The organism is Nostoc sp. CALU 546 (genome assembly GCF_048836525.1).
This window is the reverse complement of record NZ_JAWJTF010000071.1, coordinates 1-26,885: the sequence shown is the minus strand read 5'-3', so window position 1 is coordinate 26,885 and position 26,885 is coordinate 1. Positions and strand designations below refer to the sequence as shown.

Sequence of the window (26,885 nt, the reverse complement as noted above, 5' to 3'; positions counted from 1 at the left end):
AACCGCAACATTTTACCTAAATGGGAGAGAAGGCTCCCACCATAATCTGTGACAACAAGTTTTTGAGACGCGATAAATCGCCGTCTCTACAAGTCTTTTGGTCTTATCTGAACTGTATTGGAGTGCCGCACCTCTCTGTATTTTCAAAATAGCTTTCGATAAGCCTTACCTCAGAGGTAAGGGAGTCTTAAATGGACTACTGTTGGATGGAAGACCAGGCGCAAGTGGGTTAATGCTAGGTATAGGAGTAGGCTCTACTTTTTTGAGAACTGTAATTGCAAATCCTCTTTGCTGGGGTTGCTGCTTACCAGATATGTCATTCACTAGCAGTCCGATTTGAGGCGGGAAGGCTTGATTGACTGGAAGCTTTATTGAGTCAAGTGGTTTCACGTCATTGCCGTATGGCAGAAGCTTAACCTGAATATTTTCTCCCTCTACTCTCCAACTCAGAGTAGCAGATTCGCCTTCGTTGAGAACAACATTTGGTTGCTCACTACCGTTGATTCTGAAAGAGACAATCTTAAATGGTTTTGGTAAGATTCCAATTTTTGATTCAGTCTTTTTAGAACTAATTTTATCACTCCCATTGTTGGGAAAAGCTTTGATTTCAAAGGCAAAGTTTCCGGCTTTATTTGCTGAGAGAGGAATATTTGTACATCGCAGTTGTTGATTTTGTTGTGTACATAGCTTTTGAAGTTTAGGGTCTGCAAGATTACCTTGATTAAATTTATAAGTAATTGGTTCACTATATAATGTACCGTCATCTGCACTGCCAGCAATTTGAACTTGTGCCAACAATAATGGCCGAGCAATTGCCCAGCTTAAAAGAATATTTTGACCTTTTGTATACTGTGGCTTATCTGCTTGGAAACTAAGTACCTCAGCAATTTGTTTTTCAGCTATTTCTACTTGGGTTGTTTGACTGGCTACTTGGTTATTGGGAGAAAATAACTGTATACCACTACGATAAAAGGCTTGTAACTCAAAAGTGTAGTTTCCTTTTGTTTTCACTCCAGTTTTAACATTGCTACAAATTAGTTCTTGTTTATCTTGCACCTGACAAGGAGGTATTTGATTAGCGCTTCCTTTGCCCAGTGTTTCAGGAATGCCATTGCTAAAGTCATAAGTAATAGGCTGAATAGGTTGCGAACCTTTGGCCGTCAGAACCAACTTTTGCAACTGTTGATAATTGTGAATGTCCCACTTTAAAGCGACTTCATCCTCTTCCTCAGTAATTCGAGGATTGTTAGCACTAAAGTTTTCTAATCTTAAAGGATCGGGGTTTAAAATTCGCCAAATGATAAATCCTATTCCTCCTAATAACCCCAAGACTGCTAAAATTAACAGAACAAATTGCCACCAAGGACGGGGTTTCCATACCAAAGTTCCTTGAGGCAATGTGTTAGGTAAGGGTAAATTTTGTGGGTCTTTAATGTCGAGTTGAAAGTTGACTACTAGCCCTGCACCAAACCACGGTCGTCGCCACCAAGGTCTGGGTTTAACCGTCAAATTGGCTACTGCGCTTCTATTGGGTAATAATCTTACTTCAGTAGGATCAAATTTATAAGTATATAGTTCTTCTTCATCCCGACTTTTTAAGCTTAATATCAGTTCACGGACAATATTACCCCGGTTAGCTAGTGATAATTCGTACTTGCCAAGACTACGGCTAACTTGTCCCAAAATGGTATGAAGTTCTATATCTAGGCGATAATTTGTCGGAATTTGGATGTATACCAAATCCAACAGCACTAAGTCTGGAGAGTTTTCTGAATACAAGCGGATTGTTGGAGAATAGCTTCCCGCAAGAGTATCCCCAGGTGGGTGAAATTTCAACAATATTTGACCTTGAGTACCAGGGTTGAGTTCTAGTGCAGTGACATCAGATACCAATCCTGTTCCCTCGTATCCAGTTGCCGGATAATTGATTGTGAACCAGTCCTCGTCTAAATCTGGGCAACTCAAGCGGAACCTATCTACAAGATGAGAGCGATTGTCTACTATTACCTCCACTTGCAGAGGCTCACCAGGATTAAAAATTAGCGGTTTGTTGGGGTTGGTGTTCGGTCTAATGGAAAATGTCGGGTCATTTACCCGAATTGCAGTCTGTTCTGCTAGCAGAACTTTAATTTGATTTGGGAAGGTTATGGGAGTATCTTGGGGATAATGTAGAGGAGAATCTACGACTAGTGTATAGTCATAGGTTCCGGGGAAAGCATTTGCGGTAATTTGAAACTCAAATTTTACTTCGTCGCTATTCTGCCCTGGAGCTAATGCTAAACTTTCTCTAGGAGAACTAGACCAACCGGTTAAATTTTGAAATACTTCGTCAAAAACAAAATATAAGTCAATAACTGCACTCTGATCTCCCTGATTGATCACAACAACATAGAGTTCAATGGTATCTCCTGGCATCCCAAATTGAATTCCAGGTGGGTTGATAATAACTTGCAGTGGATTGAATTTAGCTTGCATCTTATCGACTCCCTTATTTGATGCGATGTAGTTTGACTTGAAAATCTTCACTACCACTCACAATCATGGTTCCTTGATTAGTTTTCAAGTCGATACTATTGATTTTTTTAGAGCTTTCGTAGATTTTTGTACCTTCTGCGGCCTTTGTTTTGTCGAGCTTATGTTCGGGGGTTAAGTACCAAACCATGACTCGTCCATCATCGCCACCACTTACTAAGAGACTACCATCATCACTAAATGCCAGACTACGCACAGATGTTTTTGATGCTGGCCAACGGTCTAGTGGTGAGCAATTGAGGTCATTTACTTTTTCAAGGGGATTCGGATTTTTGACAGTTTGGCACTGATTTAAATTCCAAATCGTAATAAATCCCGCAGAATCGGAGGTTGCGAGGATTTTTTCTGCCGAGTTAGGAACAAAAGCCAATGCCCAAATATAGTCTTCACGTCCAACTAATGGGTCTAGTTTTTCTAGATTTTGCACTGATAAACCTGGGAATTGTTTATCAGACTGAGTTGGATTCCATTGCCATAAAATGAAACGCTTGAAGTTTCCGGCAATTACTAGAGTTTTTGCATCTGGACTGAGATTTAATGCCCGGACTTGGAAACCTGATAGTTTCAAGGTACTTTGGACATCGATAACTTGCGGTTCTGGCAGAAAATCGCTGTTAGGCGCTGGTCTTGACCACAATCTAACTTTACCACTGCCATAACCGCTGAATAAGTTAAGTGAGTTTGAGGTGAAAGCTAGGTCAAAAACGCGATCGCCTTTTGCTTTAGAATCTTTAAGGTCTTGAAGTTGGCTAATCTTTGCACCTGATGGGACATCTCTGAGTTCAATTACACCATTATCTAAACCAACAGCAGCACGATCGTTTTGTAATGGCATGAAACGTAAGACTTGTACTGCATCATCGGTAATTGCCATTAAACCCTTGGGCTGTTGCGGTTTATCACAGGCAACAGGCTGCCCAGGGTATCTTACTGTATCGTCTGGGTTTAAGCTATCAGTGCCAATTCTCCAAAGTCTTAAGGTGCAATCATCTGAGCCACTGACCACAGATAAACCAATGCCACTAAAACGGACTGAGTTTACAGAACGTGTATGCATTACATCTCTTGGTTGCAGTATTAATGCGAGGAGTGCGGCTAAAAGTGCGATCGCAGCCAGTTGTAGCCATAAAGGTATAATTGGCAGAGTCTCTACTTCTAATGTCTGCGTGGCGGGGTCTGTACTCCCTAAGCGTTGGTCGGATAATTCCGATTTAGCCTCCAGCAACAAAGTTTTACCGATTCCGACCCAAGGACGTTTTGTTTTAACATCAAGGATGATCTTACTTGTCTCTCCTAAATGAAGATTGGCAATTTCGGGAAGCTTTTTGAAACTACATTTTCGCCAGTCTCTACCTTGAACCTGGATATTAATTTGCTGATTTAGATTGCTAGCATTTTTAAATAGTAGTTCAAAGGCAGCTGTATCAGATTTCCAGTCAGGCAACCATGCCGATTTACTAGGAATTTTAAGGTGTTTTTGTGTGGTAGTAAAGTCTATAAAACCTACAGGTAAAACTTCAATCTTACCTTCAGCATTAGTTGGATAACCATTATTGCTAACAGCTTCAATAGTAAAAGGGTAATTTTGACTAGGTGCTTGGACTACAGAAGGAGGTTGGCATTGAAATGTCGCTTCTGCTAAACCACCTGGATCTAAGGATAATCGGCGTTCTGCACTGCCAGCTAGCCACGATGGTTCAACGCCTGTAAAACGTAGGACTACATCAGTCGGTTGTTGCCCCAAATTCCGCACTCGTACTGGTATATCTACAGAGTTGCGGGGATAAACTTGGAACTCTCGCACAGGTAATTCTACACTTAAATGCGTTGGTCTGTTGTCTCGCTCAATTTTCAGACGTAGCACAAGTCTGGATTGTTGTGCTAATTGTGGTGAGAAAATATTCACCATCAGGTTGACAGTACCGACAAATCCCGGAATGGGTGTATTGAATACAAAGACTTGGAAGATGGTACTACTGCCCGGTGGCTTGGCTGCTGCTACCTCTGGTTCGAGTCGATACCAACGATATCCTGTGTTCCGGGTTTCCCCGGCGGCGGTAATTTCTATCTGAAAATTGACAAAGCGATCGCTATCATTATTGACAGTTACCTCAAAGGAGACTGGAGTATCACCTGGACGAAAGGTTAGATTCTGAGTAGAAAAGCTGGCATTAATAACACTTTTTTCCATACTAGTATTTATAATATTTTTTTATATTTTGGATGATTATCACTCAATAAGGTTCAGTTAAGGGTTATTGGTGTAGGTAATTGGTCTTTGAAGACGCGATAAATCGCCGTCTCTACAAGTGTTTTGGTCTTATCTGAACTGTATTGGATTATCACTATGAAAAAATTAATGTCTGTTAAAACTTGACAATAGCTTTTTTCCTTGGATTATTGAAATGTATATATTATTAGATATTGTGTAATAAATTTGTCAATTTATAAAAGTTATTTTCAGAAGCGATCGCTAATGAGAGAGATGAGTGAAAAGTAATGTAGAGACATAGCAGTGCTACGTCTCTACAAAGGTTTTGGATTAATGTATGGGACTCGTATTTGATTTCTGAAAAAACTCAGTACAACTAAGAGGATGTTTGAAAAGTCATGATTGATGTATAAAATTTTTTTACCCCACCCTAGCCCTCCCCTTATAAAGGGGAGCCACTGCGTTGGGCGGCTTCGCCGACTTGAAGCATGTGGCGTGAGGGAACTGGATTTTATTGTTTCCCCCCTTTATAAGGGAAGACTAAGGGGGGTAATAATTCGATTAAAATCACAACATACTACTTTTCAAACAACCTCTAAGAAGCCTTCTTGACTGTTGCCTATATTGCCTATTGCCTATTGCCTATTGCCTGCCTACGCAAATTAGTTCAGAAATCAAAGCGGATTCCTATATATTTAACTTTCCGCAACGCCTGAACTCAAATTAAAATCGCTGACCAATACCTAGATGGACTTTGCTTTCACCCTGGTCATTAATGCCATAGTCAGCCCGAATTAAGCCTAGTGGTGAATCTAATCGCACTCCAGCCCCATAACCAAAACCATAACCTTGTTTATCTCGTACACCCGCAGGATCTCCCAATACAGTATCACCAGAACCTAAGTCTGAAGCGAAGTCGGCAAATAATACACCGCCGACGATTGGTAAGACGGGGAAGCGATATTCTGCGGAGGCTAACACATAACTGCGACCACTTCCAACTTCTCCAGAATCGTAGCCGCGCACTGAGTTGGAACCACCCAAGTTAAAGCTTTCGTAAGGTGGTAAATTACCAATGACAGTACCAGCTTGGACGTTCACTGCAAATACTTGTGGCTGTTTGCTGTTAAATAACTGGACTGGTAAATACTGGCTGTAGTTGGCTTTGAGGCGATTTAGGGAAATATTCCCTTCACCGATGGGTACAGATTGTTCTGTACTCAAACTCAAAATGGAACCTTGAGTTGGATTGAGAGGATTATTCCGTTGGTCTTTGGTGGCGGTGAAGGATACGGTAGTTAGGTCATCAACACCAGTTCCACTGGCAGAGAGGGGATTGCCTTGAGCGTCATTTGGGGTAATATTACCTTGGCGATCGCGAATACTAGTTCGGGTATAGTTTAATCCTAATGAGGTGTTCCAGTCGTCAAGTGGTCGCTGTAAGCTGACACCACCACCAATTTGACCTTCTCGTACTTTGTCGCCGTTAGCGAGGGTAATCTTGTCATCAAAGGTTTCCGAAAGTTCCTGATTCCGAAAACCATTCACAGTGTAACCCAAGCGATCGGGGTTAGTTGTTCGATAGGGACTGATAAATTTGCTATTAAACTGCAAGTCTCGGCTACTGACAGCCAGATTCACACCTAAAGTGTCATTAATCCCGCCGACATTCTGATCTTGATAGCTAATTGTGCCTACTAATCCCTGATCGGCATTGTAACTACCACCCAAGTTAACACCACGCGCCCCAGTTTCTTTGAGTTGGTAAACTAAATCAAGTTTGGTCGCATCTCCTTCTAAGGCAACGTTCACACTCTCAAATAAACCAGTACGATATAGCTGCTGTATGTCTTGTTTAACGACATTTTCTTGGAAGATTTGACCAGATTTCAACTTGAGTTGCTGTTGCAGGAAATCTGGTTTGGTACGTCCTGCGACGGGATTCCCCTGGCTATCAATGGTTTTACCCTCATCGTTGACAAAGCGAAACTTGATATCACTCACTAAGCCTTCAGCAACATTCACAGTGAGAATGCCTTGAGAATTGGGTTTAATTGATAGCACCCGCGCTAAGTTATAACCATTGTCGGCGTACCACTTGTTAATTTGTGCTACTCCTTGCTGGAGTCCAGCCGGACTGATAGTGGTTCCAATCTGAGATTGCAGTTGTTGTTGGGCTACTTGGTAGGTGAGGACTTTCGCACCAGATAATTGCAGCGATCGCACAATCACCGGTTGCACTTGATAAACTACATTCAATCCAGCTTGTGTGCTAAAGCTATTCACACTGACATTGCTAAATAAACCTGTATCTAAAATTGCTGTTACATCTTTTTGTAGCTGGCTTTGACTGGTTTCTCCACCAGCCTGGGTTTTAATTACTTTACGAATAATATCTTGCAATTCTTGATTGGCTCCCACTACCTGTACATCTGTAGCTGTAACTACTAAATTGCTCTCAGTAGTAGGGGTTTTTGGGGATGGAGGGGAAAGAGAGGGAGTTGGAGAAAGTGTTACAGGAGAATTACCCTTGTTGGCTGAGTTTAAGACTACTGTGGAATTTTTGTTTGTACCTGCTTGTACGGTAACGGGATTTTGAGAAAATTGTTGTGCAACTATAGTTTCTGGAGAAGCAATTGTCTCTACCCGTGCGGGAGTATCTTCAATTATCGGCACTACCAAGTTACCAGCTTTTTCGTTTGGAGTAACGGTTTTAGTGGGTGCAGCCGTTGCTTGCTGAGTCACATTGGCAGCAGCTAAAGTAGCTAAAGTAAAAATAGCAGTAGCAGAAACTCGCATAATATTTAACCTAATTAACTGGGAGTTAGTTGTAGAGAGGCTGGCGAATAGGGATAATACTAACTTCCAGCTTCTTCGCCGATTTCCCTATTTATACCTCTTACCCAAACAGACAGTTAATTTTGATATTTTGTTTCTTATGAGTAATACTCGGTCATCCTTAGCTTCTAACTCTCAATCTGCAACTTCTCCTTTGCGGTTACTTGTATTAAGTAATGGTCATGGGGAAGATGTCATTGCAGTTCGGATTTTGCAAGAACTCCAACGACAACCAAACCCACCAGAGATATTTGCTTTACCTCTGGTGGGTGAAGGACGGGCTTACCAACAGTTAGATATTCCCCTCATTGGTTCAGTCCGCACTATGCCTTCTGGCGGCTTTATTTATATGGATGGACGCCAATTAGCGCGGGATGTACGCGGTGGTTTATTGCAACTTACCCTCAGCCAGATTAAAGCTGTCCGCCGTTGGGTGAGTTCTCAAAAAAAATTAGGCAATAAAAGAGCAATTTTAGCTGTGGGAGATATTGTCCCACTGTTGTTTGCAACTTTCAGTGGCGCTAATTATGCTTTTGTGGGTACAGCGAAATCTGAATATCACGTGCGCGATGAATCTGGATTATTACCACGGAAATCCAAAGAGGCGCGTTGGGAAAACTTTTCTGGTTCAATTTACCATCCTTGGGAACGTTGGTTAATGAGTCGTCGCCGTTGTAAGGCGGTGTTCCCCAGAGATGGGCTGACGACGGAAACATTAAAACAATGGTCAATTCCAGCTTTTAATTTGGGCAATCCGATGATGGATAGTCTAGAACCGACTTTTTCACGCCAACAATTTTATAGTCAGAATAGCCAACAGCAAGAGACAGTTCGACCTTTAATGGTGACTCTGCTTCCTGGTTCCCGTCCGCCAGAGGCATACAACAACTGGGAAGTAATTATGATTGCCGTATCTGCGTTGATGGCAAGTTTCCAGGAGCGAGATTCGGTATTTTACACTTCTGGCACAATGGTATTTTTAGGTGCGATCGCTCCGGGCTTAGACTCTAATATTTTATCCCAAAGTGTCCAATCCCAAGGCTGGCGACCTGAATCAGCATCTCCTATCCAAATTGCTGATCCAAATATCTTGACATTTAAACAAAGGAATGCATATCTACTGCTGACCCAACAAGCCTATAATGATTGCTTGCATTTGGGAGATATAGCGATCGCAATGGCAGGTACAGCCACAGAACAGTTTATCGGTTTAGGCAAACCTGCGATCGCAATTCCCGGTAACGGGCCTCAGTATAACCGCGCCTTTGCTGAAGCTCAAAGTCGTCTTTTAGGCTCATCTTTGATTTTAGTAGAGCAGCCAGCAGAAGTTGCCCAAATCGTACAGTCTCTCTTCAAAAATCCTGATATTTTGCAAATTATTGCCGAAAATGGTCTGCGGCGCATGGGTAAACCGGGAGCCGCACTACGCATTGCAGAATGTTTACAGGAAAGATTTTGAATGGGAATTGGGAATTGGGAATTGGGCATGGGAGGCAGAGGGGAAATAAAATTCCTAACTCCTAACTCCTAACTCTATAACTCAGCACTCAGCACTCAGCACTCCTCAGGCCACCAAACCAGAACGTAAGGCCCTCACAGCAGCTTGGGTACGGTCATCAGCACACAGTTTATTTAGAATATTGCGAACATGGGTTTTTACAGTACCAACTGTAATGTAGAGTTTCTCAGCAATTTGTCCATTGCTACACCCAGCTACAATCAACTCTAGGATTTCCAATTCCCGTTGAGTCAGGGGGTATGTTTCTAAAACTTGCTCATATTCTGACGCCAGCGCCTCAATTTTTACAGTCTTTGGCTTATCAGAGCTTTGGCTTTCTCCAGGAATACCTTGGCGCATCTTCCGCAATACCACATTGGCTATTGCCGGATCAATCCAAGAGTTTCCAGCGTAAGTTGCTTGGATTGCCTCCGTTAATTTACTGATGCTTGTTTCTTTCATGTAATAAGAATCAGCACCCGCCGCAAAAGCTGCAAGTACAGCATCTTCTGTATGATCCATTGTTAGGATCAGAATCTTCGTTGTTGTTTGCCCAGTTTCAGCTTGGTGACGTTTGAATTTTCGGGTGAGTTCGATGCCATCCATATCAGGCAAGCCGATATCTACCACAGCTACATCTGGCTTTGCCGTTTCTAAAAGTTTTAATCCTTGGGTAGCATTTGCTGCTTCGCCAATTACTTTCAATGCACTGTGAGACTGTAATGCCGCTCGTAGCCCCATTCGCGTTAAGTCATGATCTTCAATTAAAATAATACTAATTTCATTCATCGCTACATTCACTCTTACGCTGTTTGCATCTTTCAAAGTATTACCTTTTGTCAGCCCTATCTCTTAATTTTCCCAAACTAAAGATAGATGATATTTCAACCAGTCTGCATCCACCGATAGAAATAATAAATAACTGATTTTTTTATATTTCGATAGAGGACAAATCTAGCTGGAGATATATGGATAGTTGCACAAAAAGTATGAAATATTGAGACGAACGCCAAATTGCTCTCTCTTGCTTACAATTCAGCTTTGAGTTGCCATGTTCCATTTGTTAATTACTATTATTTTGTATGAAGCTTTGAAAAAAGCTTACGAAAATGGACAAATTACAAAGGTCGAATTTGCTTTACGAGAAAGTAGAAGGATGGTTTGGAGCGATTTTTAATCAGGAGAGGCAGAGGGCAGGAGACAGGAGGAAATACTGAATCAAACTTTGTCGCGAGCTTGTTAGTCTGATTTTTCACGGGATATGGAACACCTGTCTCCAAACCTCTCCCCTAAAAGGAGCTACGGTCGATGTACACACATCTTGGTAATGAAGCCCAAATCCTGAATTTACCCCTCTTAGTCTCCCCTTGCCAAGGGGGAAATATCCGGTTTTGTCCCTTGCTAAGAGTGGAAATATCCGGTTCTCCCCCTTGGCAAGGGGGAGTTAGAGGGGGTGAGAAAGACTTGTGTATACACCGTAGCCTAAAAGGAGAGAGGCTTTAAAATTCTCGCCCAATTTTTGTAGGGAAGCTTGCTCAGGGATTAGGTCTTTTGTTGATTTTTCCACATAACGTCAAAAGTCAGGCTTGATGGTGGACAATCTCAAAAGGAATTCCAGCACAACTAGGAAGAGTAATCAGGCGTGCGTCAACCTCGTAGATGTTTGGAAGCAGGTGTTATTTTTACTAAAATTTACGGTCAGTCTTGGTATTTTTCCAAACACCGAAAGTCTGCGATCGCCAAAAAAATACTAACACAGGTCTAGCGATGTTAAGAAAATTGTCAAAGTTATTAGGAGGTAGGATTACTTAAGATTCACAAATAGAGATAGGCAGTACTTTCTTATTGACCTAATCTAATCAATCTAATGGGTAAAACTGTTCAAGCTTATGGTACACCATAATCGTATGCAACTCTCACCAATGGCTGACGACGGTCGCTTGTTCACTCATTTACAATTGTTTTAAGCTTAGTAAAGTATTTTATTTTACTTTATATCAGCTCTGTCTGCTGTTTTCAGATCAATAGTTTTCAGTTTGTTAATTGCTAATTTTTTGAGAACTATTGGTCATTTGCTAGGAGTTTAATTCCCAGACTCTGGTAAATTAATCAGATTGAGGATACAACAGACTGAATTTGACCCAAGTAAATGCCCAAAGTGCATCTATCTGAAGCCTTTTACCTTTCAATACCTTTGTTGAGATAATGGCAAGGCTTAACAGATACTGGATATTATGCAAAATGTCTTAGTCAATCAAGTTACAGATTTTAGATGTCCGAAATCTTATATTCTTTAGTTGGATAATCTGAAAAGAGAAATGTTATACATCAACCTATGTTTGGCGGCGAAAATAAAAACCGATGGAAGAGACGCTGAAAATTTTGGTTGTAGACGATGACGAAGTAGACCGGATGAGAGTTCGTTGTGCCCTGACTAAAGCAGGTGTTCAGATGGAACTGTCTGAAGTAGGCGATGGTAATGACGCGTTCTCCGCTTTAAGCACTACTGCCTATGATTGTGTTTTTCTCGACTATCGTTTACCAGACCAGGATGGACTAACCTTGATCCAACAGCTACGTTCTTCGGAAATTCAAGTTCCTTTAGTAGTCTTAACTGGTCAAGGAGATGAACAAATTGCTGTTCAATTAATCGAAGCTGGTGCTACAGACTATCTCTCTAAGTCTAGGATATCTCCAGAAGCCTTGGCACAGGTTTTGCGGAGTGCGATTCGGATTTATCGGGCTGAAATGGAGGCAGCTTTGGCAAACCAGCAACTCAGAGAAAGTCATGAACAACTTACTCGTAAGAATCAAGAGTTGGAGAGACAAAAGCAACAGATTCAAATGCAAAACTTCAAGCTATCGGAGGCATCACTGCTAAAATCACATTTTTTAGCAACTATGTCCCACGAACTCAGAACGCCAATGAATGCAATTATTGGTTTTTCGCAAATACTGTTGCGTCCTAAGTTTGGTCAACTAACGCACCAGCAAGCAGATATGATTGAACGCATTTTGAATAATGGCAAACATTTGCTGATGTTACTCAATGAAGTTCTCGACTTTTCTAAACTGGAGGTAGGACAATTAGATTTAAAGGCGGAAATATTTGATATATCAAAGGTAATAAATCTCGCTGTGGGTGAAATGCGTTCCCTATCTGATGCCAAAAATCTCTCATTGTTGGTTCAAATAGATTCGCAAAATCCTTTGGTATTTAATGATCCAGTCCGTGTCAAACAGATTTTAATTAACCTGCTCTCCAACGCCATTAAATTCACGGATTCTGGTGAGATTTGGATTGAGGTTCAAGAACTGCCTGCAAATCGAGTATCAATTATTGTTCGAGATACAGGTATTGGCATAGCACCTAGGGATTTTAAACGTATTTTTGAAGCATTTCGGCAAGTCGATCAAACTATCACTCGCAAATATCCAGGCACAGGTCTGGGTTTAGCAATTGTAGATTCCCTGGTGCGAATGATGGGTGGCAAAATCTTTCTTGAGAGCAAGTTGGGTATCGGCTCAATGTTTAAAATTGAATTGCCACGTCAAATCACATTGCCGACTGTAGGAGCCGATGCTCTAGCTTCACAAGAATTAGATGGCGATGGGGTTTTTTGCTCTGCTAAAAATCCGCATCAATCATCTTCTCAATCTAGGAAAGCACCAATAGGATATCCTAAATTTAAACTATAAATTACTTACCAAAAAAACTGATAAAAATAGATAAATCATGTCTGTAGTTGAAAATAATAAAATTTATCGTATCCTCGCAGTTGACGACACTCGAGATAATCTTATTTTGGTTCAAACAATTTTAGAAAGTGAGGGATATGAAATTGATTTGGCTTCAGATGGAATAAAGGCTTTGCGGCAAATTGACCAATCTCCACCCGATCTGATTCTGTTAGATGTAATGATGCCGGGGATGGATGGTTATGAAGTCACTCGTCGAATTCGGAAGAACCCTGCAATCTCTTACATTCCAATTCTGTTAATTACTGCTTTTCATGAATCCAGCGTTGTTGAAGGTTTGGATGCTGGTGCTGACGATTTTATTCGGAAACCATTTGATACTGATGAACTACTGGCACGAGTGCGATCGCTATTGCGTCTCAAGCAAAGTCTAGACGAACAACAAAAAATGGCCCGCCAACGGGAAGACTTTGTTTCCCGTCTGACTCATGATTTGCGAACTCCTTTAGTAGCCGCCGATCGGATGTTGAGTTTGTTTGAAATGGAAACATTCTGCAAAATTTCGCCGGAAATGAAACAGGCGATCGCAGTTATGATTCGCAGCAACCAAAATTTAATGGAAATGGTGAACACCCTGTTAGAAGTCTATCGCTTTGAGGCAGGTAAAAAAACGTTGAATTGGGAGGTCTGCGATTTACGTGAGATATCTCAAGAAGTAGTGAGCGAGCTACTTCCTTTAACTAATGAAAAAGGTTTGACTCTGAAAATAGACACCAGTAAATTAGATCCACTCGGTAAAAAAGCTGGTATTATTATGGGCGATCGCTTGGAACTACGGCGAGTGCTAAACAACTTGATCGCAAATGCTATCAAATTTACAGATACAGGAGGCATAACAATCCGTATTTTTGAAACATCACCTCATCCAGGAAATTCAGATTCAGTGACAATTGAGATACAAGATACAGGATATGGAATTGCGCCTGAAGATCAAGCAACAATTTTCGAGCGATTTCGCCAAGGCAGAAATAAACGCTCAGGTAGTGGCTTAGGACTACATCTATCCCACCGGATTGTAGAGGGGCACGCAGGAACTATCCAGGTTACTTCTGAATTGGGTAAAGGTAGTTTATTTACTTTGCAACTACCCAAGAACACTTAAGTTCTTGTCCTTCACCGTTATATCTCTTTGCTGGACTGCTAATCCTGACAAAGCTCAAAAGCGGAGTGAACACCCAATCTTTTCCCAAGTCCGCGGCTAATTGTAGCCTCTAAGTCCTCGATCATATAGGGTTTGCTGATGTAATCATTAAACCCCGCTTTCAGGATACGTTCTTTATCCTCCCTGCTAGCTAAAGCTGTGACTGCTACCACTGGAATTGTGCAAGTTAGGGGTTCTTGCTTCAGATGACGTATAACATCGATACCGCTAAGTCCTGGTAACAAAATATCCAACAAAATTAAGTCTGGTTGATACTCTTTAGCTACCAGAACTGTTGCAGAACAATCTGTTTGACAAATAAATCTACAACCCATTGACTCAAGGGCATAACTAATTAGGAGGAGACTATCATCATGGTCTTCCACTGCCAAAATCAAAGGCTGGTGAGAGTTTTGCTTCTTTTCATCACTCATGAATGAATTTGCCAAATACATCTCTTCTCCAGAAGATTTTATTAGGATTTATCGTCATTATTGGGAGATAAAGACGATGCTTCCTGCGAACAAAAGAATAGTGTTCAGTCGGGATTGGTGTGTGTTTTGCTTTTGCCTAGTTAATATATTCTTACCGAAACAAAGGTTGCTGAGGTAAGACAACCTCAAGCTGAGAGGTTTAGCAGATACTTTTCGATTATACGCAAAATTACAGAATATTTTCTGAATGAGTTCATCACAAGTTTATATAGAAATATCAGAAAATTATTTATAACAGTATCGCTTGACTTATGTGTGCTTTTAGATTTTAAAGATCCTGAATAAATAAGTAATCTCAGTTATTAACTGTTAAATTCCCTACTCTAATTTGCGTACTGGATATAATTTCAACATCATCTTGATTTGTTCTACAGAAGCAATTGCAATTGCTTGCATAGGTTTTTACAAGTAAGCAAATCAACAGATTAATTTTGATAGGTTTCTGAGAGGAATTAGCTAATTATTAGATACTGCTTTCTTGTTGACAATCATTAGTTATCCAATACTGCCTACTACTTTATCATAATGCAATGTCTACGATGGGCTATGCCTATGGAGAAATTTATTGCTAGATTATTGATATTTATTTAGCGATCGCAAAGCGAATTTGACTACAATCCTTAGAAAGAGTAGCAAAAACCTAAATGTCTAAAAAGTCCGATTCTCAGTTCCAAAATCTCTTTAGTTCACCCAAATCAACCCAGTGGGACGAAAGATTAGCCCAAATAGCCTATCGCTTTAACCGAGAGTATCAAGGTGAAACATTTGAACTCCCAACAGAAGTCCAGGCGATGCCGATATTCCGCGAGTGGATGGCTGGGAGTTTTTCAGGGAGAATTGCTTCCCCTTTCTGGGAAATTGCTAAACCTCAAAAAAACCAGCACTGTATAGATATTGGCTGTGGGATCAGCTTTTTAATTTATCCTTGGCGGGATTGGCAAGCGTTGTTTTATGGGCAAGAAATCAGTAATATAGCACGCGATACCCTTAATTCCCGTGGGCCGCAGTTGAATTCTAAGCTGTTCAAAGGTGTTGAGTTGGGGGCAGCTCATCAGCTAAACTATCCATCAGAGCAATTTGACTTAGCGATCGCCACCGGATTCAGCTGCTATTTTCCCCTCGAATACTGGAATGCTGTATTGGCAGAAGTCAAGCGGGTGTTAAAACCAGGTGGACATTTTGTCTTCGACATCCTCAATCCAGAACAACCTTTAGCAGAAGATTGGGCAGTTCTGGAAACCTATTTAGGGGCCGAGGTGTTTTTAGAGCCTTTGGCTAAGTGGGAAAAAACGATTAAAGCGGCTGGTGCTAAAGTAGTCGCGCAAAAATCAGGGGAATTATTCGAGTTGTATAAAATCCGATTCTGAACTACCTACAGTGACGCTTCGCTTACACAGTAGGCTTCTTGTCCAACAGAAAGCGTAATAGGCGTAGCCCATTCTAAGTTCTGAATTCTGCTGTATTACTCAGGGATAAGTGGACTCATTGGATCTAAAGAAGTTGTAAAAACAAAATAAATTACCCCAGCGCCGAGAATCATCACAGCCAGACTGAACAACAACACCCAGCGGTCTGTTGGTTCATAAGTATCTTCTTCGATATGACGACGAACAGCAAAATAGTGCGACGTTGAGAGCCACACTGTCATTAAACCCACCAGGGAGAAGACTAAACCTAATTTCCAGCCGTTGCCAGGACGGGGTATCAAAGGTACTTGGAAGGCACGCAGACGCACAATGACGACACCAAAACCTAAAAGAGCAATTCCTGTCCGCATCCAAGCGAGGTAGGTACGCTCATTTGCTAAGTGATCTCGGATTCGGGACGGATTCAATCGTCCTGCCTTTTTTTTCTCTTTATCTTCTTCTGTAGGTTTCAATTTTAACTGCATCAATAACACCCTTATCCCCAAAGCGGCTCTGATCAAAAAAATGCGAAGGTAGTAGGAAATCTCTTTCCAGATGACTTGTACCCGGCCCAATAATTGCCCTAATGAAATATATTTATTATGATTGTACATTTTTGTCAAAATTTATTTTAATGCAGATATCTAAATAAAACAAGCCTGACCGAATAATTCGTAATTCGTAATGGGCTAACGCCCCGCTCCGCTAACGTAATTCGTAATTGATGGTATAGAGCAACTGCAATTAATATAGGGGTCATAAAAAAACAGCCGAGATCAAAGAGATTTTTCACCAGTACTTTTCCTGCTTTTGTCTCTGATTTTGGCTGTTACCCTATTTAAATTTAGAACAATCATTCAAAAATAGAATATGCAGTTCTATTTCAAGACTAATTGCTAGGTGCATTAGGAACTCGTGTATTTATGATATCTTGCGATATATCTGGGATAAACCAGTTAGCTTCTTTGCTGTTGAGAACTTTCACAGTCGGAACATTCAATTCAATCGCAGCTGTATCTGGATTCGTCTTAATCACTAACTGAGTTCCATCAAGTATCTTGAGAGCAGCCGCTCCTGTCAATTCTTGACCTTGCCCATTAGGACTAGAAGTAAAATTTGCTACCTTGACATCATTTGGTAGATAAATGCCATCACAATCCCAGTTATTCTTAGTGGACTGACCATCAGCTAGAAAATACAGACCGTTGTCGTATACAGCATCTTCATCGTCTTCATCATTTGGTCTTTTGCCATATACTGCTATGGTATTACCTGTTTGATTTTCGCATTGACCCCAGTTAATTCCCGTCTCTAAAGCATATTTTTGCAGAGTTAATTCCTCAGTTCTCTTTTGAATTTCTTCTGGTGTCAGACCTTCAACTTGAGTTTGGGCATCTTTTGTCTGAGTCAGTTTATTAAGTGCTTTAGTGACTTCGATGTAATCAGGGTTTTTGCTAAATTTTGGTCTATCAGCAAAAGAAGGTTGAGCAAAGGCGAAATTGGCGACAATCATTAAGAGAATAAGCAGAGATTTCCAGATTTTCATGTTTTGATTCCTGTTGATAGATAAGATATTTTGCAGTTGGAAATTCATTTTGGTGAGTAAGTTCATGATGCCCCTTTTTTAGACAGTTAATTTTTCTTGTTCTTGACTAGGCTGCTGAGTATTGGAACCTAAAATCAATGAGAATATATAACTAGAAACTACAGATAAAAGAGTCCAAGTAACATTTTCTGTGACTATAAACACGCCCAAACCAATCAAGATACAAGGCACAAAAGTGTTGCCGTTTTCAGTTAAAAAGTTTGCGATCGCAGGCAAGTAGGTTAATTTATAAGCGGTATAACACCATACGCCAACTAGCGTAAAAAATACACTTAGTATCACTAATAGACTATCTAATTCCGAGTTGGCAAACAGAGGCACATACACGCTGATGTTATCACTACCATTGGCAAAGGCGATCGCAGCGACATTGCAAGTTTGTGGAGAGATAAAACTGGCAAGTACAGAGGGACAAGACGGCTCGGTTTCTGCTTCGGCTTCCTCTGGTGAATCTTCTTCACGTTTCAGTAAACTGCTTACACCAATGATTATTGGCATTAAACCAAGTAGTCTAATCCAGTCCTGGGGTATGATGAGTCCACCAAAGAAACCGGGAAGGCTAGCAATGATCAATGCAGCAAAACCGAGATACTGACCAGCAAGGATGTGACGACTGCGAAACGTTTTACTTATTTGTGAAAAAAGCAACGTCAAAATGACAATATCATCGATGTTGGTGGCAGTGAACGCCGTGATCCCTGTGGTAATTGCAGTTACTAAACCACTCATTTGTGGAAATCCTTATTTTGATGCTTGGTAATTGAGCGTGAGGCATTGGTCATTTACAAAGGACAAATGACCAATGACTAAGTAGAAAGCCTTGATTTATACTTTAGTCAAACTAACCGATAGAATCAAATGCTTTTATTTGTCAAAATGATAAATGGAAGTGATTAAAAATTTGACACCAAGTTGTAGGGATACCATAAATGGCAGGAATGACGCTTGAACAGCTAAAAATCTTTCTAGCTGTGGCGCACAATTTACACTTTACTCGTGCAGCAGAGGAGCTTTATATTACACAACCTGCCGTTAGTGCAGCGATCCACAACTTAGAGCAAGAATACGGAGTGAAACTGTTTCATCGGATTGGTCGCCATATCGAGATTGCTGAAGCGGGTAAATTACTGCAAGTGGAAGCGCAGAAAATTCTTGATCAAGTTTCCTTAACTGAAAGGGGATTGCGAGAATTGAACAATCTGCAACGGGGTGAATTGAAATTAGGTTCAAGTCTGACAATTGGTAACTACTGGCTACCAAGTAAGATTAGTGAGTTTAAGAGCCAATATCCTGGTATCCAAATTGACTGTACCCTTGCCAATGCAGAAACGATTTGTGTCGGTACAGCGATGGGACAGTTTGATTTAGGTTTGGTGGAAGGAGATGTAAAGCCAGCGCTTCAGAATACTTTAGACTATGAAATAGTGGGGAGCGATCGCTTGCAAATTGTGGTCGGTCAAAACCACCCTTGGTTTGAGTGGGGAGAAGTTGATTTAAGCCAACTAACTCAGACTCCCTGGGTGATGCGGGTGCGGGAATCTGGAACCCAGCAAAGATTTGAGGAAGCGTTGCAAAATTGGGGAATCAATCTTAGTGAACTGAATGTAATTTTAGTGTTCACTAGTGGAGAGATGGCAAAAGCAGCGATTGAAAATGGCGTAGGTGCAACTGGAATTTCTGAGTTGATGGTAAAAAAAGAAATCCAGCTAGGGACTCTGCGGGCAATTCGAGTTATTGATAATAGAGAAAGCAACGGTGCGATGCCTAAGTTGGGCTACACCTACGCAGAAATAGTTAGACCTTTTTTCAAACTCAAGCATCGTCAGCGTTTTCAAACTGCTCTTTCCAAAGTCTTTGAACAAATGTTGGTATCGTCTATGTTAGATAGCTCAGATAAACATATATCAATTATTTAAAGAGGATTGTGAATTGGGGACTAATCCGAATGGCACTAAGTTAAGATAAAGCCCTTTTCCTGACTGGTTCCCAGCCTAGAGGCTGGGAACCCATTCTGGGAGGCTCCGCCTCCAGCGGCTTAACCAGAGGCAGAGCCTCGCAGAATTCGTTCCCAGCCTGGAGGCTGGGAACAAGATGAAACTTTTCCCCATTCCCCAGTCCCCTTCACACCTTCCGCATATTTCTACTAATGGGGTCAAAACCTCTAGAAAACCGCGTACTTTCATCGTAGTAAGCGCCAGTTAGATTCGCTCCATACAACTTGGCATAGTTGAGTTTTGCTCCCCGGAGATTTGCTTCATTCAGTTTGACACCGCTCAAATTAGCTCTGGTCAAGTTTGCTTTGGCTAAATTAGTTCCACTCAAATCTGCTCCCCAGAGTTTAGCTTTAGCTAGGTTAGCTCCACTCAAATCTGCTCCCCATAAATTAATTCCAGGCAAATAGGCTCCAATCAGCTTGTTACTACTCAAGTTGACAGCTGGAAAATATCTTTCCCCTGCGGCAAAACGCCTTTTTAATTCTTCAGCATTCATGCGTCGCGTTCACCTTCTTTAGCAATACAGAAGTTATTTGTTCCCATTCTTGGCTTAGTTCTCCTGGAAATTCTGGCTGACCACTGCGTAGATACCAGAAATGGGCATTGTTGAAATCGCCCTCTTTGCGGTGCAGGTAAGCATGAACCCAGGCACTATCGGCATCGCTGGCATTTGCAACTATTTCATGAGCTTTACTCCAATCACCTTTCTTGTCATACCACATTGCTTGCAGCCCTTTTGGCAATGTCTGAGGACATGGGCGCTGCTTTTCGATCAATCGCAGGAATTCCTCTGTATTCACGATCGCCACCCAACAAGAATCAAACTTCTATCTCTAAGATACTCCTCAGTTTTAGGGGAATGGGGAATGGGGAATGGGGAAAAGTTTTCTTACTTAATACCAAATACCCAATACCCAATACCCAATACCCAATACCCAATACCCAATACCCAATACCCAATACCCAGTCCCCAAGTCTCAATACCTTTCACATCTACTTAACTGGGATCATTTCAAACTCGAAAGTGCTGATCAAACGGTCATCAATATAGACTTCTATTCTATGCTTACCAACTGGATCGCCAGGAGTAATCGTCCAAAAATTCTCAATCACACCCTCTGGAGCCGATTGTGTGCGCCGCGTCACAGATGTCTTTCCGTCTGCTGACATTGAGAAATCTTCACCACTATCTGTACCCCAAGTTTCTGGAGGTTTTGGTAAACGCAAGACTTCGCGCCATTTCACTTCACCTTGGTAGTCTTTGAGTTTAATCCGCCATCCATAGGCATTTCCTTCCTGAAGTGGCACTCTTTTTGTCTGGAAAATGGTAACGTTTCCTTTAGAGTCAACTCTCTTCAGCCCAAACTCGGTGTTACTGACAGTAATCTGTTTAGCATTCGTTGGTGTCGGAGACGATATAGCATTTTGTACCAAAACAGCAGCAGCGTTGATTGGCTCAGAACTTATGACTCCAGATATTAGCCAAAAAGAAGCTAGCACAGCAGTAGTAGTCCAAATTCTCATTAGTATGGTTTTCCTGTCAGACTTTTGGTACTTATTCAAGTAATCTGCCATGTTTTCCGGGTCAAGGTTAGCTATGGTTAGACAAAAACAGAATTTGACTGATTCAACCAACTCACTGACTTTGAGCAAAGGCAAATCATTGCGCCGTCGTTTCTCTATCTGCGTAGGCGTAGCCCAATCTAGGCATCGCATCACCAATATACCCATTAGTCTCCATTTTTCTCTACAAGACCCTTTGCGAAGGAGACGGTGTGCCATAGATATAGTATTCTGAATCCTGACTCCTGAATTCTGACTCCTGACTCCTGAATTCTGACTCCTCCTTTCCCAATCACAATTTTGCATGAGATACCAAGTTGGCGGTAGCCTCCACAGTGATGATCCCACTTATGTTGTACGTCAGGCAGACGAAAAACTTTATACCAGTCTCAAAGGTGGTGATTTTTGCTATGTTTTTAACTCTCGCCAAATGGGTAAATCATCTCTACTACAGCGAATAAGTCGTCGTCTCAAGTCAGAAGGCTATAAATGTGTTTACTTAGACGTAACTCAATTGGGTAGTGAGGATACGACATCAGCACAATGGTATAAAGGAATCATTGTCAGCATGTTCTACGGGTTAAATCTGGTGGAACACGTTAACTTTAAGCAATGGTGGGATATGCAAGCAGGTCTTTCTCCTGTACAAAAGCTACACCAGTTTGTTGAAGAAATTTTGCTGCCAAATGTCAAGAGCGATTGTGAAGGAGATGGCAAAGCCAAAGGCATTTTCATCTTCATTGATGAGATTGATAGTTTACTGAGTTTAAATTTTCCGGTCAATGACTTTTTTGCCTGGATTCGTCATTGCTACAATCAGCAGGCACACGATCCGAATTTTCGACGCCTGGGCTTTGCATTGTTTGGAGTAGCCAGTCCATCTGATTTAATTGCTGACAAACGCCGGACACCTTTTAATATTGGAACAGCTATAGAGTTATACGGCTTTCGATTGCATGAAGCTAACCCATTGCTAGATGGGTTAAAGGGAGCAATCAGCCAACCAGAAATAGTGCTGCAAGAGGTAATCTACTGGACAGGGGGACAACCGTTTCTAACTCAAAAACTTTGTCAATTAATTCTTCAAGCTGCCTTAAAGACATCAGATCGAAAAATTATCCTATCCCCGAAAACTGAGGCGTATTGGGTAGAAGAATTGGTGCGATCGCAAATTATCCAACACTGGGAATCACAAGATGAACCCGAACACCTTCGTACTATTCGCGATCGCCTACTTTTCAACCAACAACAAGCAGGACGCTTGTTAGGTCTTTATCAGCAGGTATTGCAAGCGGAGGAAATAGAGGAGGTAAAGAATGAAGACACTAGCGACTCTTGGCATCCTCTATCTCCAATATCTCCCATGCCTACAGATGATAGTCGAGAACAGACAGAGCTTTTACTATCGGGAGTAGTTGAAAGGTATAACGGCTATCTCAGAATTAAAAATCCGATCTACCGCAGTATTTTCAATGCTGAATGGGTGTTAAAGCAGTTAGACAATCTGCGCCCTTATTCACAGCCATTTAATGCTTGGGTAGCATCGGACTTTCAAGATGAGTCGCGCCTGTTGCGGGGGAATGCCTTACAAGAGGTCTTGGACTGGACTCAGCGAAAAAGTCTCAGCGATTTGGACTATCGATTTTTAGCAGCTAGCCAAGAATTGGAACGTCGGGAAGTCCAGCAAAAACTAGAAGTAGAACGGCTCAAAGAAACTGAAGCGCGATTGGCAAGTGAACAAAAGAACGCCCGTCTTCAGCAACGACTACTGTTAGGGGTAAGTGTGGCTCTAGTAGCAGCGATTATCTTGGGAATCATAACACTCTATGCCAATCGACAGGCATCGCTGAGTGAGGTAAGAGCGATCGCAGCTGCTTCCAATGGTAGTTTTAATTCTAATCAACGCTTAGATGCACTGGTACAAGCAATCCAAGCCAGACGGAAATTTCAACGGCTCGATCTGCAAAATTTGGCAGATGCACATACGCTGGATCTCCAAACCCGCAAAGTATTAGAACAAGCTGTCTACGGTGCTGATGAATTCAATCACCTTTCAGGGCATCAAGGGATTGTCTTAGGTGTTGATTTCAGCCCCGATGGCCAATGGATTGTCTCATCTAGCATTGATCGCACAGTCAAGCTGTGGAAGCGGGATGGAACACTGGTGAGAACAATACCACATACTGCAACCATAAATAGCGTCCGCTTCAGCCCGGATAGCCGCCAGATAGTCGCTGCTGGCATTGATGGCACTATCCGTCTTTGGACGATCGATGGTAAATTATTAACCATCTTCAAAGGGCATAAATCTGCGGTGTGGCGAGTTGCCTTTAGCCCAGATGGAAAAACGATCGCTTCTGCCAGTGGCGATTTTAGCGTTAAGCTTTGGCAACTAGATGGCACTTTAATCAGAACTCTTAAACATGAGCGTGGTATATGGGGAATTGCCTTCAGCCCCGATGGTCAAATCATCGCTTCTAGCATGGTAGGCGGCACTAATAAGCTTTGGCGATTGGATGGAACGCTAATCAAAACATTCACAGCCGGAAAGGCAACTATTTGGAGTATTGCTTTTAGCCCAGATGGACAAACTTTCGTCTCTGGCGGTGCAGATAACATGGTGCGACTGTGGAATCGAGAAGGGATTCTACTGAGAACTTTTAAAGGGCACACCGCTGAAGTATTTGGTGTAGCCTTTAGCTCTGATGGGCAGACTATTGGCTCCGGTGGTTCTGATAAAACCGTTAGATTGTGGAATCGAGATGGTACTTTATTAAGAACTTTGCAGGGGCATACCTCAAATATTCAAACCATCGCCTTCAGTCCTGATGGAGAAACCCTCGCCTCTGCTGGCCACGACAACACCATCAAACTCTGGAGAGTCAACTCACCCTTAGTAAAGCTACTCAATGGCCATCAAGAAATGGTCTGGAAGGTGGCATTTAGCCCTGATGGGGAACGTTTAGCTTCCGTTGCTGGCAAAGAAATCAAACTTTGGAAACGCGATGGTTCTCTAGCCAGAACTATTGTTGAAGAAGATTCTCGAATGCTGAGTCTCGATTTTAGCCCCGATGGTCAAACTTTAGCGATCGTTGGTTCTAAAGGTGTTGTGAGACTGTGGCAACTAGACCGCAATCAGCGAACCATTCTGGAAGGCCCAGGTATCGGTCTTTTGGGTGTTAGCTACAGTCCTGATGGCAATCGGCTGGTGACTGTGGGTTTTGATTACAAGCTGAGACTCTGGCAACGCGATGCTAATGGACAGTTCCAACTCCAGCAAATTATCCAGGCACATACAGGGCGAATTTGGGACATTGTTTATAGTCCAGATGGGCAATTTATCGCCTCTGCCAGTGCTGATGGTAGCATCAAACTTTGGACTTCAGAAAATAGCGATCGCCTGTTGGAGAAACCAGATCGAATCTTAGAAGGGCATCATAGTGAAGTTTTTGGAGTTGCCATTAGCCCGAATAGTCAATTTATTGCCTCCACTGGCGGAGATGGTCGTCTCCGACTTTGGAAACGTGATGGTACTCTAGTGAGAATCTTAGATGGTAAAAGTATTGGTTTAACGAGGGTAGCATTCAGTCCAGATGGTCAAATGCTGGCAGCCGCAGGTTTTGACAATACGATCAAAGTCTGGAAGACCGATGGCACTTTGCTCGTCACCCTAAATGGACATACTTCAAATGTGAGCAGTGTTGCCTTTAGCCCCGATGGCAAAACCCTCGCCTCTGGGGGAGATGACCAACTTGTGATTATGTGGGATATAGAAAAAATTCTCCATCTCAACCTGCTGAAATATAGCTGTGATTGGGTGCGGGATTATTTAAAGACTAATGTAACAGTGGAAAATAGCGATCGCTCTATTTGCAATCAGTGACGAAACTTACACCACAAATTGAATTTGAGCAACTTGTTAATTTTGTATATTAAGAAATTAAACAATATGTTGAAAGATTACCTTTAGTAAATCTCCTTGCGTAAAAGGCTTAGTTAAATAGCCTGATGCTCTGACCATCTTAGCTTTAGCCATCTCTATAAAACCTACTTTTTCTGACACCATAATCACAGGTGTATTTTTAAAACTTGAGTGTTTACGCAACAAAGAGCAGAGTTCATATCCGTCTAAATTAGGCATCGAAGTATCCAACAAAATTATGTCGGGTTTTGTGTGAACAATCTGCATTAAAGCTTTCAAAGAATCAGTGACTCCGACAACACAAAAAGTTTGCTCATCTAAATAACTTTGAATAGTATTCAATACTGTAGGATTGTCATCAATACAAAAGATTGTGTAGATTTTTTTATCAACAGGCGGTTGGATAATTTGCTGACCCCTATGATCATTAGTATGAATAGAGTAAGTTGGTGGTTTATAACCGTTTCTTCTAAAAGAATTTGGTGTACTTTTGCTTTTAGGTTTTAGCTCATTTATTTTGAACAATTCTGAGGGATGTGATTGAGAGGCTGGCGATGTCTGACAATAAGCCGCTTCTCTACGAGAGGCTTCGCCAACGCTTCTAGGCATTTGACATCGTTCAACTAGTAAGCGGAGATTTAGATGACAAAACTTTGGCATGTCATCCAGAAAGCTTTCGGGAATAAATTCATAACTCCCCTCTTGTAAGTTCAGAAATGACTCCAAAACTTCTAGCGCCAATTGCTCTATCAGTATCGCTGCTTGAGAAGGACTAATATATTTCTGATTGACTAACCAGCAAATAGCCAGATAATCTGGATTTGGTATTGCCTGATTTTCAATACCAGTTTCAAATATCGCTCGCAACTGTTCTTTGATTCCGCCAGGGAGAGTAGAAATTTGCTGACTCAAGCTTTGCAAATTTCTGTAAAGTGGCTCAAACATTTTCTCTGAGTAGCAGGCATAAATTAGCTTACCCTCGTCCATATATATTGACCAAGAGCCTGACGTGCTAAACACTTGCAAACAACCAGTAACCGACTTACCAGTGATTTTTTTCAACAAAGATAAGGGCTGGAGCTTTTGAAAAAACCTGTATCTACTAATCGGAAGTGTCTTCATTGGGATGGCTCTGGAATAAAATTAACATTTGCAGGCGAAATTAGTGAATTACCTTTTCGGAATTCACCGCGAATTTGTTGGGAGCACTTTCAGATAAATATAGCGGTCACATTTGAGTTAGTACAGAGATTTCACACCCCCCAACTCTTAATTCACCAATCTCTGTTAAGCTATAAAGCACAAGTTACAACTAAACCAATTCATGCTATTTTCCAATAGCAAAATGGCCCGACTAGTTGCCAGGATATAGTATTTCAAAAATTAGATTGGTTTTCTGTATCTTTCGCTAATCTAGCCAATCTAACAGTAACTCAAGTGTCACGCCTAGACCATTGGCTCTCGCCCATCAGTCACAAAAGTATCATTGTTATCCGTATTTTGCAGCCTAAGATCGTAGATACTTCAATTCTCTTACAAAGGTTTTTTTGTCCCTAATACTAAAGTCTGGAGCGACCAAAATCTACTGTAATGTAGATGTAAATAGCTCTCAAGCAAGGCTTTTAGACATTAAATCCGCGCTGACGAACTATGTTTTTGTAGCCGTGACAAAAGTTGTCGGGTACTTCTCCAAGAAGTTTATTCTTGAGGGGAACTTCATCAAGAGAAACAGTATGATTAAAAACTAAGCATTTAAAAACTTCAATGTCATACTTAGGTTTGTGATTGTAGAGCTAATACGGTTCGGTGAAGCAGTGTGGTTTTGGGGATTTCTCCCATAAACAACTGCGTTAGCCAGGAACAAGGTTCAGCCGAAGGGTCTTGAGGGTTCTCCCAATGACCACTGGTGTCAACTTAAGC

The 26,885-nt window shown here is 41.6% G+C and carries 18 protein-coding genes; 6 read left to right on the top strand and 12 right to left on the bottom strand.

Annotated features, from left to right (window positions below):
* Positions 1–165 precede the first annotated feature (165 nt).
* The 3 genes from RRG12_RS28040 to RRG12_RS28030 form a co-directional block, all read right to left on the bottom strand.
* The gene (locus RRG12_RS28040) at positions 166–2,475 is read right to left on the bottom strand and encodes a hypothetical protein (RefSeq protein WP_420761437.1); all 2,310 of its coding nucleotides are present in this window, start codon (positions 2,473–2,475) and stop codon (positions 166–168) included.
* A 13-nt stretch (positions 2,476–2,488) separates the two neighbouring features.
* Complete coding sequence (locus RRG12_RS28035) at positions 2,489–4,723, bottom strand: hypothetical protein (protein ID WP_420761436.1); 2,235 nt, start codon at positions 4,721–4,723, stop codon at positions 2,489–2,491.
* 744 nt (positions 4,724–5,467) lie between these two features.
* Positions 5,468–7,543 (bottom strand): BamA/TamA family outer membrane protein, encoded by a 2,076-nt coding sequence (locus RRG12_RS28030; protein ID WP_420761435.1) that lies wholly within the window; start codon positions 7,541–7,543, stop codon positions 5,468–5,470.
* Between the two features lie 139 nt (positions 7,544–7,682).
* On the opposite strand from RRG12_RS28030, the gene RRG12_RS28025 reads away from it, so the two are divergent.
* Positions 7,683–9,041, top strand: coding sequence for a lipid-A-disaccharide synthase-related protein (locus tag RRG12_RS28025; RefSeq protein ID WP_420761434.1), 1,359 nt, complete (start codon positions 7,683–7,685; stop codon positions 9,039–9,041).
* Positions 9,042–9,146: 105 nt separating this feature from the next.
* On the opposite strand, the gene RRG12_RS28020 is transcribed toward RRG12_RS28025, so the two are convergent.
* Positions 9,147–9,869 carry a response regulator transcription factor gene (locus tag RRG12_RS28020; protein WP_069068737.1) on the bottom strand — a complete coding sequence of 241 codons (723 nt, stop codon included), beginning with the start codon at positions 9,867–9,869 and terminating at the stop codon, positions 9,147–9,149.
* Between the two features lie 1,572 nt (positions 9,870–11,441).
* Between RRG12_RS28020 and RRG12_RS28015 the strand changes: the two genes are divergently transcribed.
* Both RRG12_RS28015 and RRG12_RS28010 read left to right on the top strand, forming a co-directional pair.
* Positions 11,442–12,779, top strand: a complete 1,338-nt coding sequence (locus tag RRG12_RS28015) for an ATP-binding protein (protein ID WP_420761433.1) — start codon at positions 11,442–11,444, stop codon at positions 12,777–12,779.
* Between the two features lie 37 nt (positions 12,780–12,816).
* Positions 12,817–13,941 carry a hybrid sensor histidine kinase/response regulator gene (locus RRG12_RS28010; protein ID WP_069068722.1) on the top strand — a complete coding sequence of 375 codons (1,125 nt, stop codon included), beginning with the start codon at positions 12,817–12,819 and terminating at the stop codon, positions 13,939–13,941.
* A 38-nt stretch (positions 13,942–13,979) separates the two neighbouring features.
* Here RRG12_RS28010 and RRG12_RS28005 read toward each other — a convergent pair whose 3' ends face one another.
* Complete coding sequence (locus RRG12_RS28005; RefSeq protein ID WP_069068723.1) at positions 13,980–14,435, bottom strand: response regulator; 456 nt, start codon at positions 14,433–14,435, stop codon at positions 13,980–13,982.
* 683 nt (positions 14,436–15,118) lie between these two features.
* On the opposite strand from RRG12_RS28005, the gene RRG12_RS28000 reads away from it, so the two are divergent.
* Positions 15,119–15,841, top strand: a complete 723-nt coding sequence (locus RRG12_RS28000) for a class I SAM-dependent methyltransferase (RefSeq protein ID WP_069068724.1) — start codon at positions 15,119–15,121, stop codon at positions 15,839–15,841.
* Between the two features lie 95 nt (positions 15,842–15,936).
* On the opposite strand, the gene RRG12_RS27995 is transcribed toward RRG12_RS28000, so the two are convergent.
* The 3 genes from RRG12_RS27995 to RRG12_RS27985 all read right to left on the bottom strand — a co-directional run bounded on the left by RRG12_RS27995 (position 15,937) and on the right by RRG12_RS27985 (position 18,215).
* Complete coding sequence (locus tag RRG12_RS27995; protein WP_420761432.1) at positions 15,937–16,365, bottom strand: YidH family protein; 429 nt, start codon at positions 16,363–16,365, stop codon at positions 15,937–15,939.
* Positions 16,366–16,769: 404 nt separating this feature from the next.
* Entirely contained in the window at positions 16,770–17,426 is a 657-nt protein-coding gene (locus tag RRG12_RS27990; protein WP_420761431.1) for a hypothetical protein, read from the bottom strand.
* Between the two features lie 78 nt (positions 17,427–17,504).
* On the bottom strand, positions 17,505–18,215 hold the full coding sequence (locus tag RRG12_RS27985) for a cadmium resistance transporter (protein ID WP_420761430.1): 711 nt from the start codon (positions 18,213–18,215) through the stop codon (positions 17,505–17,507).
* A gap of 200 nt (positions 18,216–18,415) precedes the next feature.
* On the opposite strand from RRG12_RS27985, the gene RRG12_RS27980 reads away from it, so the two are divergent.
* On the top strand, positions 18,416–19,402 hold the full coding sequence (locus tag RRG12_RS27980; RefSeq protein ID WP_069068726.1) for a LysR substrate-binding domain-containing protein: 987 nt from the start codon (positions 18,416–18,418) through the stop codon (positions 19,400–19,402).
* Positions 19,403–19,607: 205 nt separating this feature from the next.
* Here RRG12_RS27980 and RRG12_RS27975 read toward each other — a convergent pair whose 3' ends face one another.
* From RRG12_RS27975 to RRG12_RS27965, 3 genes are all read right to left on the bottom strand, one after another.
* Positions 19,608–19,976: a pentapeptide repeat-containing protein gene (locus tag RRG12_RS27975; RefSeq protein ID WP_069068727.1), complete on the bottom strand. Its 369-nt coding sequence runs from the start codon at positions 19,974–19,976 to the stop codon at positions 19,608–19,610.
* Positions 19,966–20,280, bottom strand: a complete 315-nt coding sequence (locus tag RRG12_RS27970) for a hypothetical protein (RefSeq protein ID WP_176726919.1) — start codon at positions 20,278–20,280, stop codon at positions 19,966–19,968. The genes RRG12_RS27975 and RRG12_RS27970 overlap by 11 nt, the downstream gene beginning before the upstream one ends.
* Positions 20,281–20,473: 193 nt before the next feature.
* A complete protein-coding gene (locus RRG12_RS27965) occupies positions 20,474–21,262 on the bottom strand; it encodes a hypothetical protein (protein WP_370684396.1) in 789 nt (262 codons plus the stop codon).
* A gap of 85 nt (positions 21,263–21,347) precedes the next feature.
* Here RRG12_RS27965 and RRG12_RS27960 point away from each other — a divergent pair, with 85 nt between their 5' ends.
* Positions 21,348–24,926 carry an AAA-like domain-containing protein gene (locus RRG12_RS27960; protein WP_420761429.1) on the top strand — a complete coding sequence of 1,193 codons (3,579 nt, stop codon included), beginning with the start codon at positions 21,348–21,350 and terminating at the stop codon, positions 24,924–24,926.
* Positions 24,927–24,983: 57 nt separating this feature from the next.
* On the opposite strand, the gene RRG12_RS27955 is transcribed toward RRG12_RS27960, so the two are convergent.
* On the bottom strand, positions 24,984–26,087 hold the full coding sequence (locus RRG12_RS27955; RefSeq protein ID WP_420761428.1) for a response regulator: 1,104 nt from the start codon (positions 26,085–26,087) through the stop codon (positions 24,984–24,986).
* Between the last annotated feature and the right edge of the window lie 798 nt (positions 26,088–26,885).

What these genes read in the sequence shown, in the direction of transcription:
- RRG12_RS28040 (WP_420761437.1), bottom strand. Translation starts at nt 2,475, where the DNA reads ATGCAAGCTAAATTCAATCCACTGCAAGTTATTATCAACCCACCTGGA.
- RRG12_RS28035 (WP_420761436.1), bottom strand. Translation starts at nt 4,723, where the DNA reads ATGGAAAAAAGTGTTATTAATGCCAGCTTTTCTACTCAGAATCTAACC.
- RRG12_RS28030 (WP_420761435.1), bottom strand. Translation starts at nt 7,543, where the DNA reads ATGCGAGTTTCTGCTACTGCTATTTTTACTTTAGCTACTTTAGCTGCT.
- RRG12_RS28025 (WP_420761434.1), top strand. Translation starts at nt 7,683, where the DNA reads ATGAGTAATACTCGGTCATCCTTAGCTTCTAACTCTCAATCTGCAACT.
- RRG12_RS28020 (WP_069068737.1), bottom strand. Translation starts at nt 9,869, where the DNA reads ATGAATGAAATTAGTATTATTTTAATTGAAGATCATGACTTAACGCGA.
- RRG12_RS28015 (WP_420761433.1), top strand. Translation starts at nt 11,442, where the DNA reads ATGGAAGAGACGCTGAAAATTTTGGTTGTAGACGATGACGAAGTAGAC.
- RRG12_RS28010 (WP_069068722.1), top strand. Translation starts at nt 12,817, where the DNA reads ATGTCTGTAGTTGAAAATAATAAAATTTATCGTATCCTCGCAGTTGAC.
- RRG12_RS28005 (WP_069068723.1), bottom strand. Translation starts at nt 14,435, where the DNA reads ATGTATTTGGCAAATTCATTCATGAGTGATGAAAAGAAGCAAAACTCT.
- RRG12_RS28000 (WP_069068724.1), top strand. Translation starts at nt 15,119, where the DNA reads ATGTCTAAAAAGTCCGATTCTCAGTTCCAAAATCTCTTTAGTTCACCC.
- RRG12_RS27995 (WP_420761432.1), bottom strand. Translation starts at nt 16,365, where the DNA reads ATGCAGTTAAAATTGAAACCTACAGAAGAAGATAAAGAGAAAAAAAAG.
- RRG12_RS27990 (WP_420761431.1), bottom strand. Translation starts at nt 17,426, where the DNA reads ATGAAAATCTGGAAATCTCTGCTTATTCTCTTAATGATTGTCGCCAAT.
- RRG12_RS27985 (WP_420761430.1), bottom strand. Translation starts at nt 18,215, where the DNA reads ATGAGTGGTTTAGTAACTGCAATTACCACAGGGATCACGGCGTTCACT.
- RRG12_RS27980 (WP_069068726.1), top strand. Translation starts at nt 18,416, where the DNA reads ATGGCAGGAATGACGCTTGAACAGCTAAAAATCTTTCTAGCTGTGGCG.
- RRG12_RS27975 (WP_069068727.1), bottom strand. Translation starts at nt 19,976, where the DNA reads ATGAATGCTGAAGAATTAAAAAGGCGTTTTGCCGCAGGGGAAAGATAT.
- RRG12_RS27965 (WP_370684396.1), bottom strand. Translation starts at nt 21,262, where the DNA reads ATGGCACACCGTCTCCTTCGCAAAGGGTCTTGTAGAGAAAAATGGAGA.
- RRG12_RS27960 (WP_420761429.1), top strand. Translation starts at nt 21,348, where the DNA reads ATGAGATACCAAGTTGGCGGTAGCCTCCACAGTGATGATCCCACTTAT.
- RRG12_RS27955 (WP_420761428.1), bottom strand. Translation starts at nt 26,087, where the DNA reads ATGAAGACACTTCCGATTAGTAGATACAGGTTTTTTCAAAAGCTCCAG.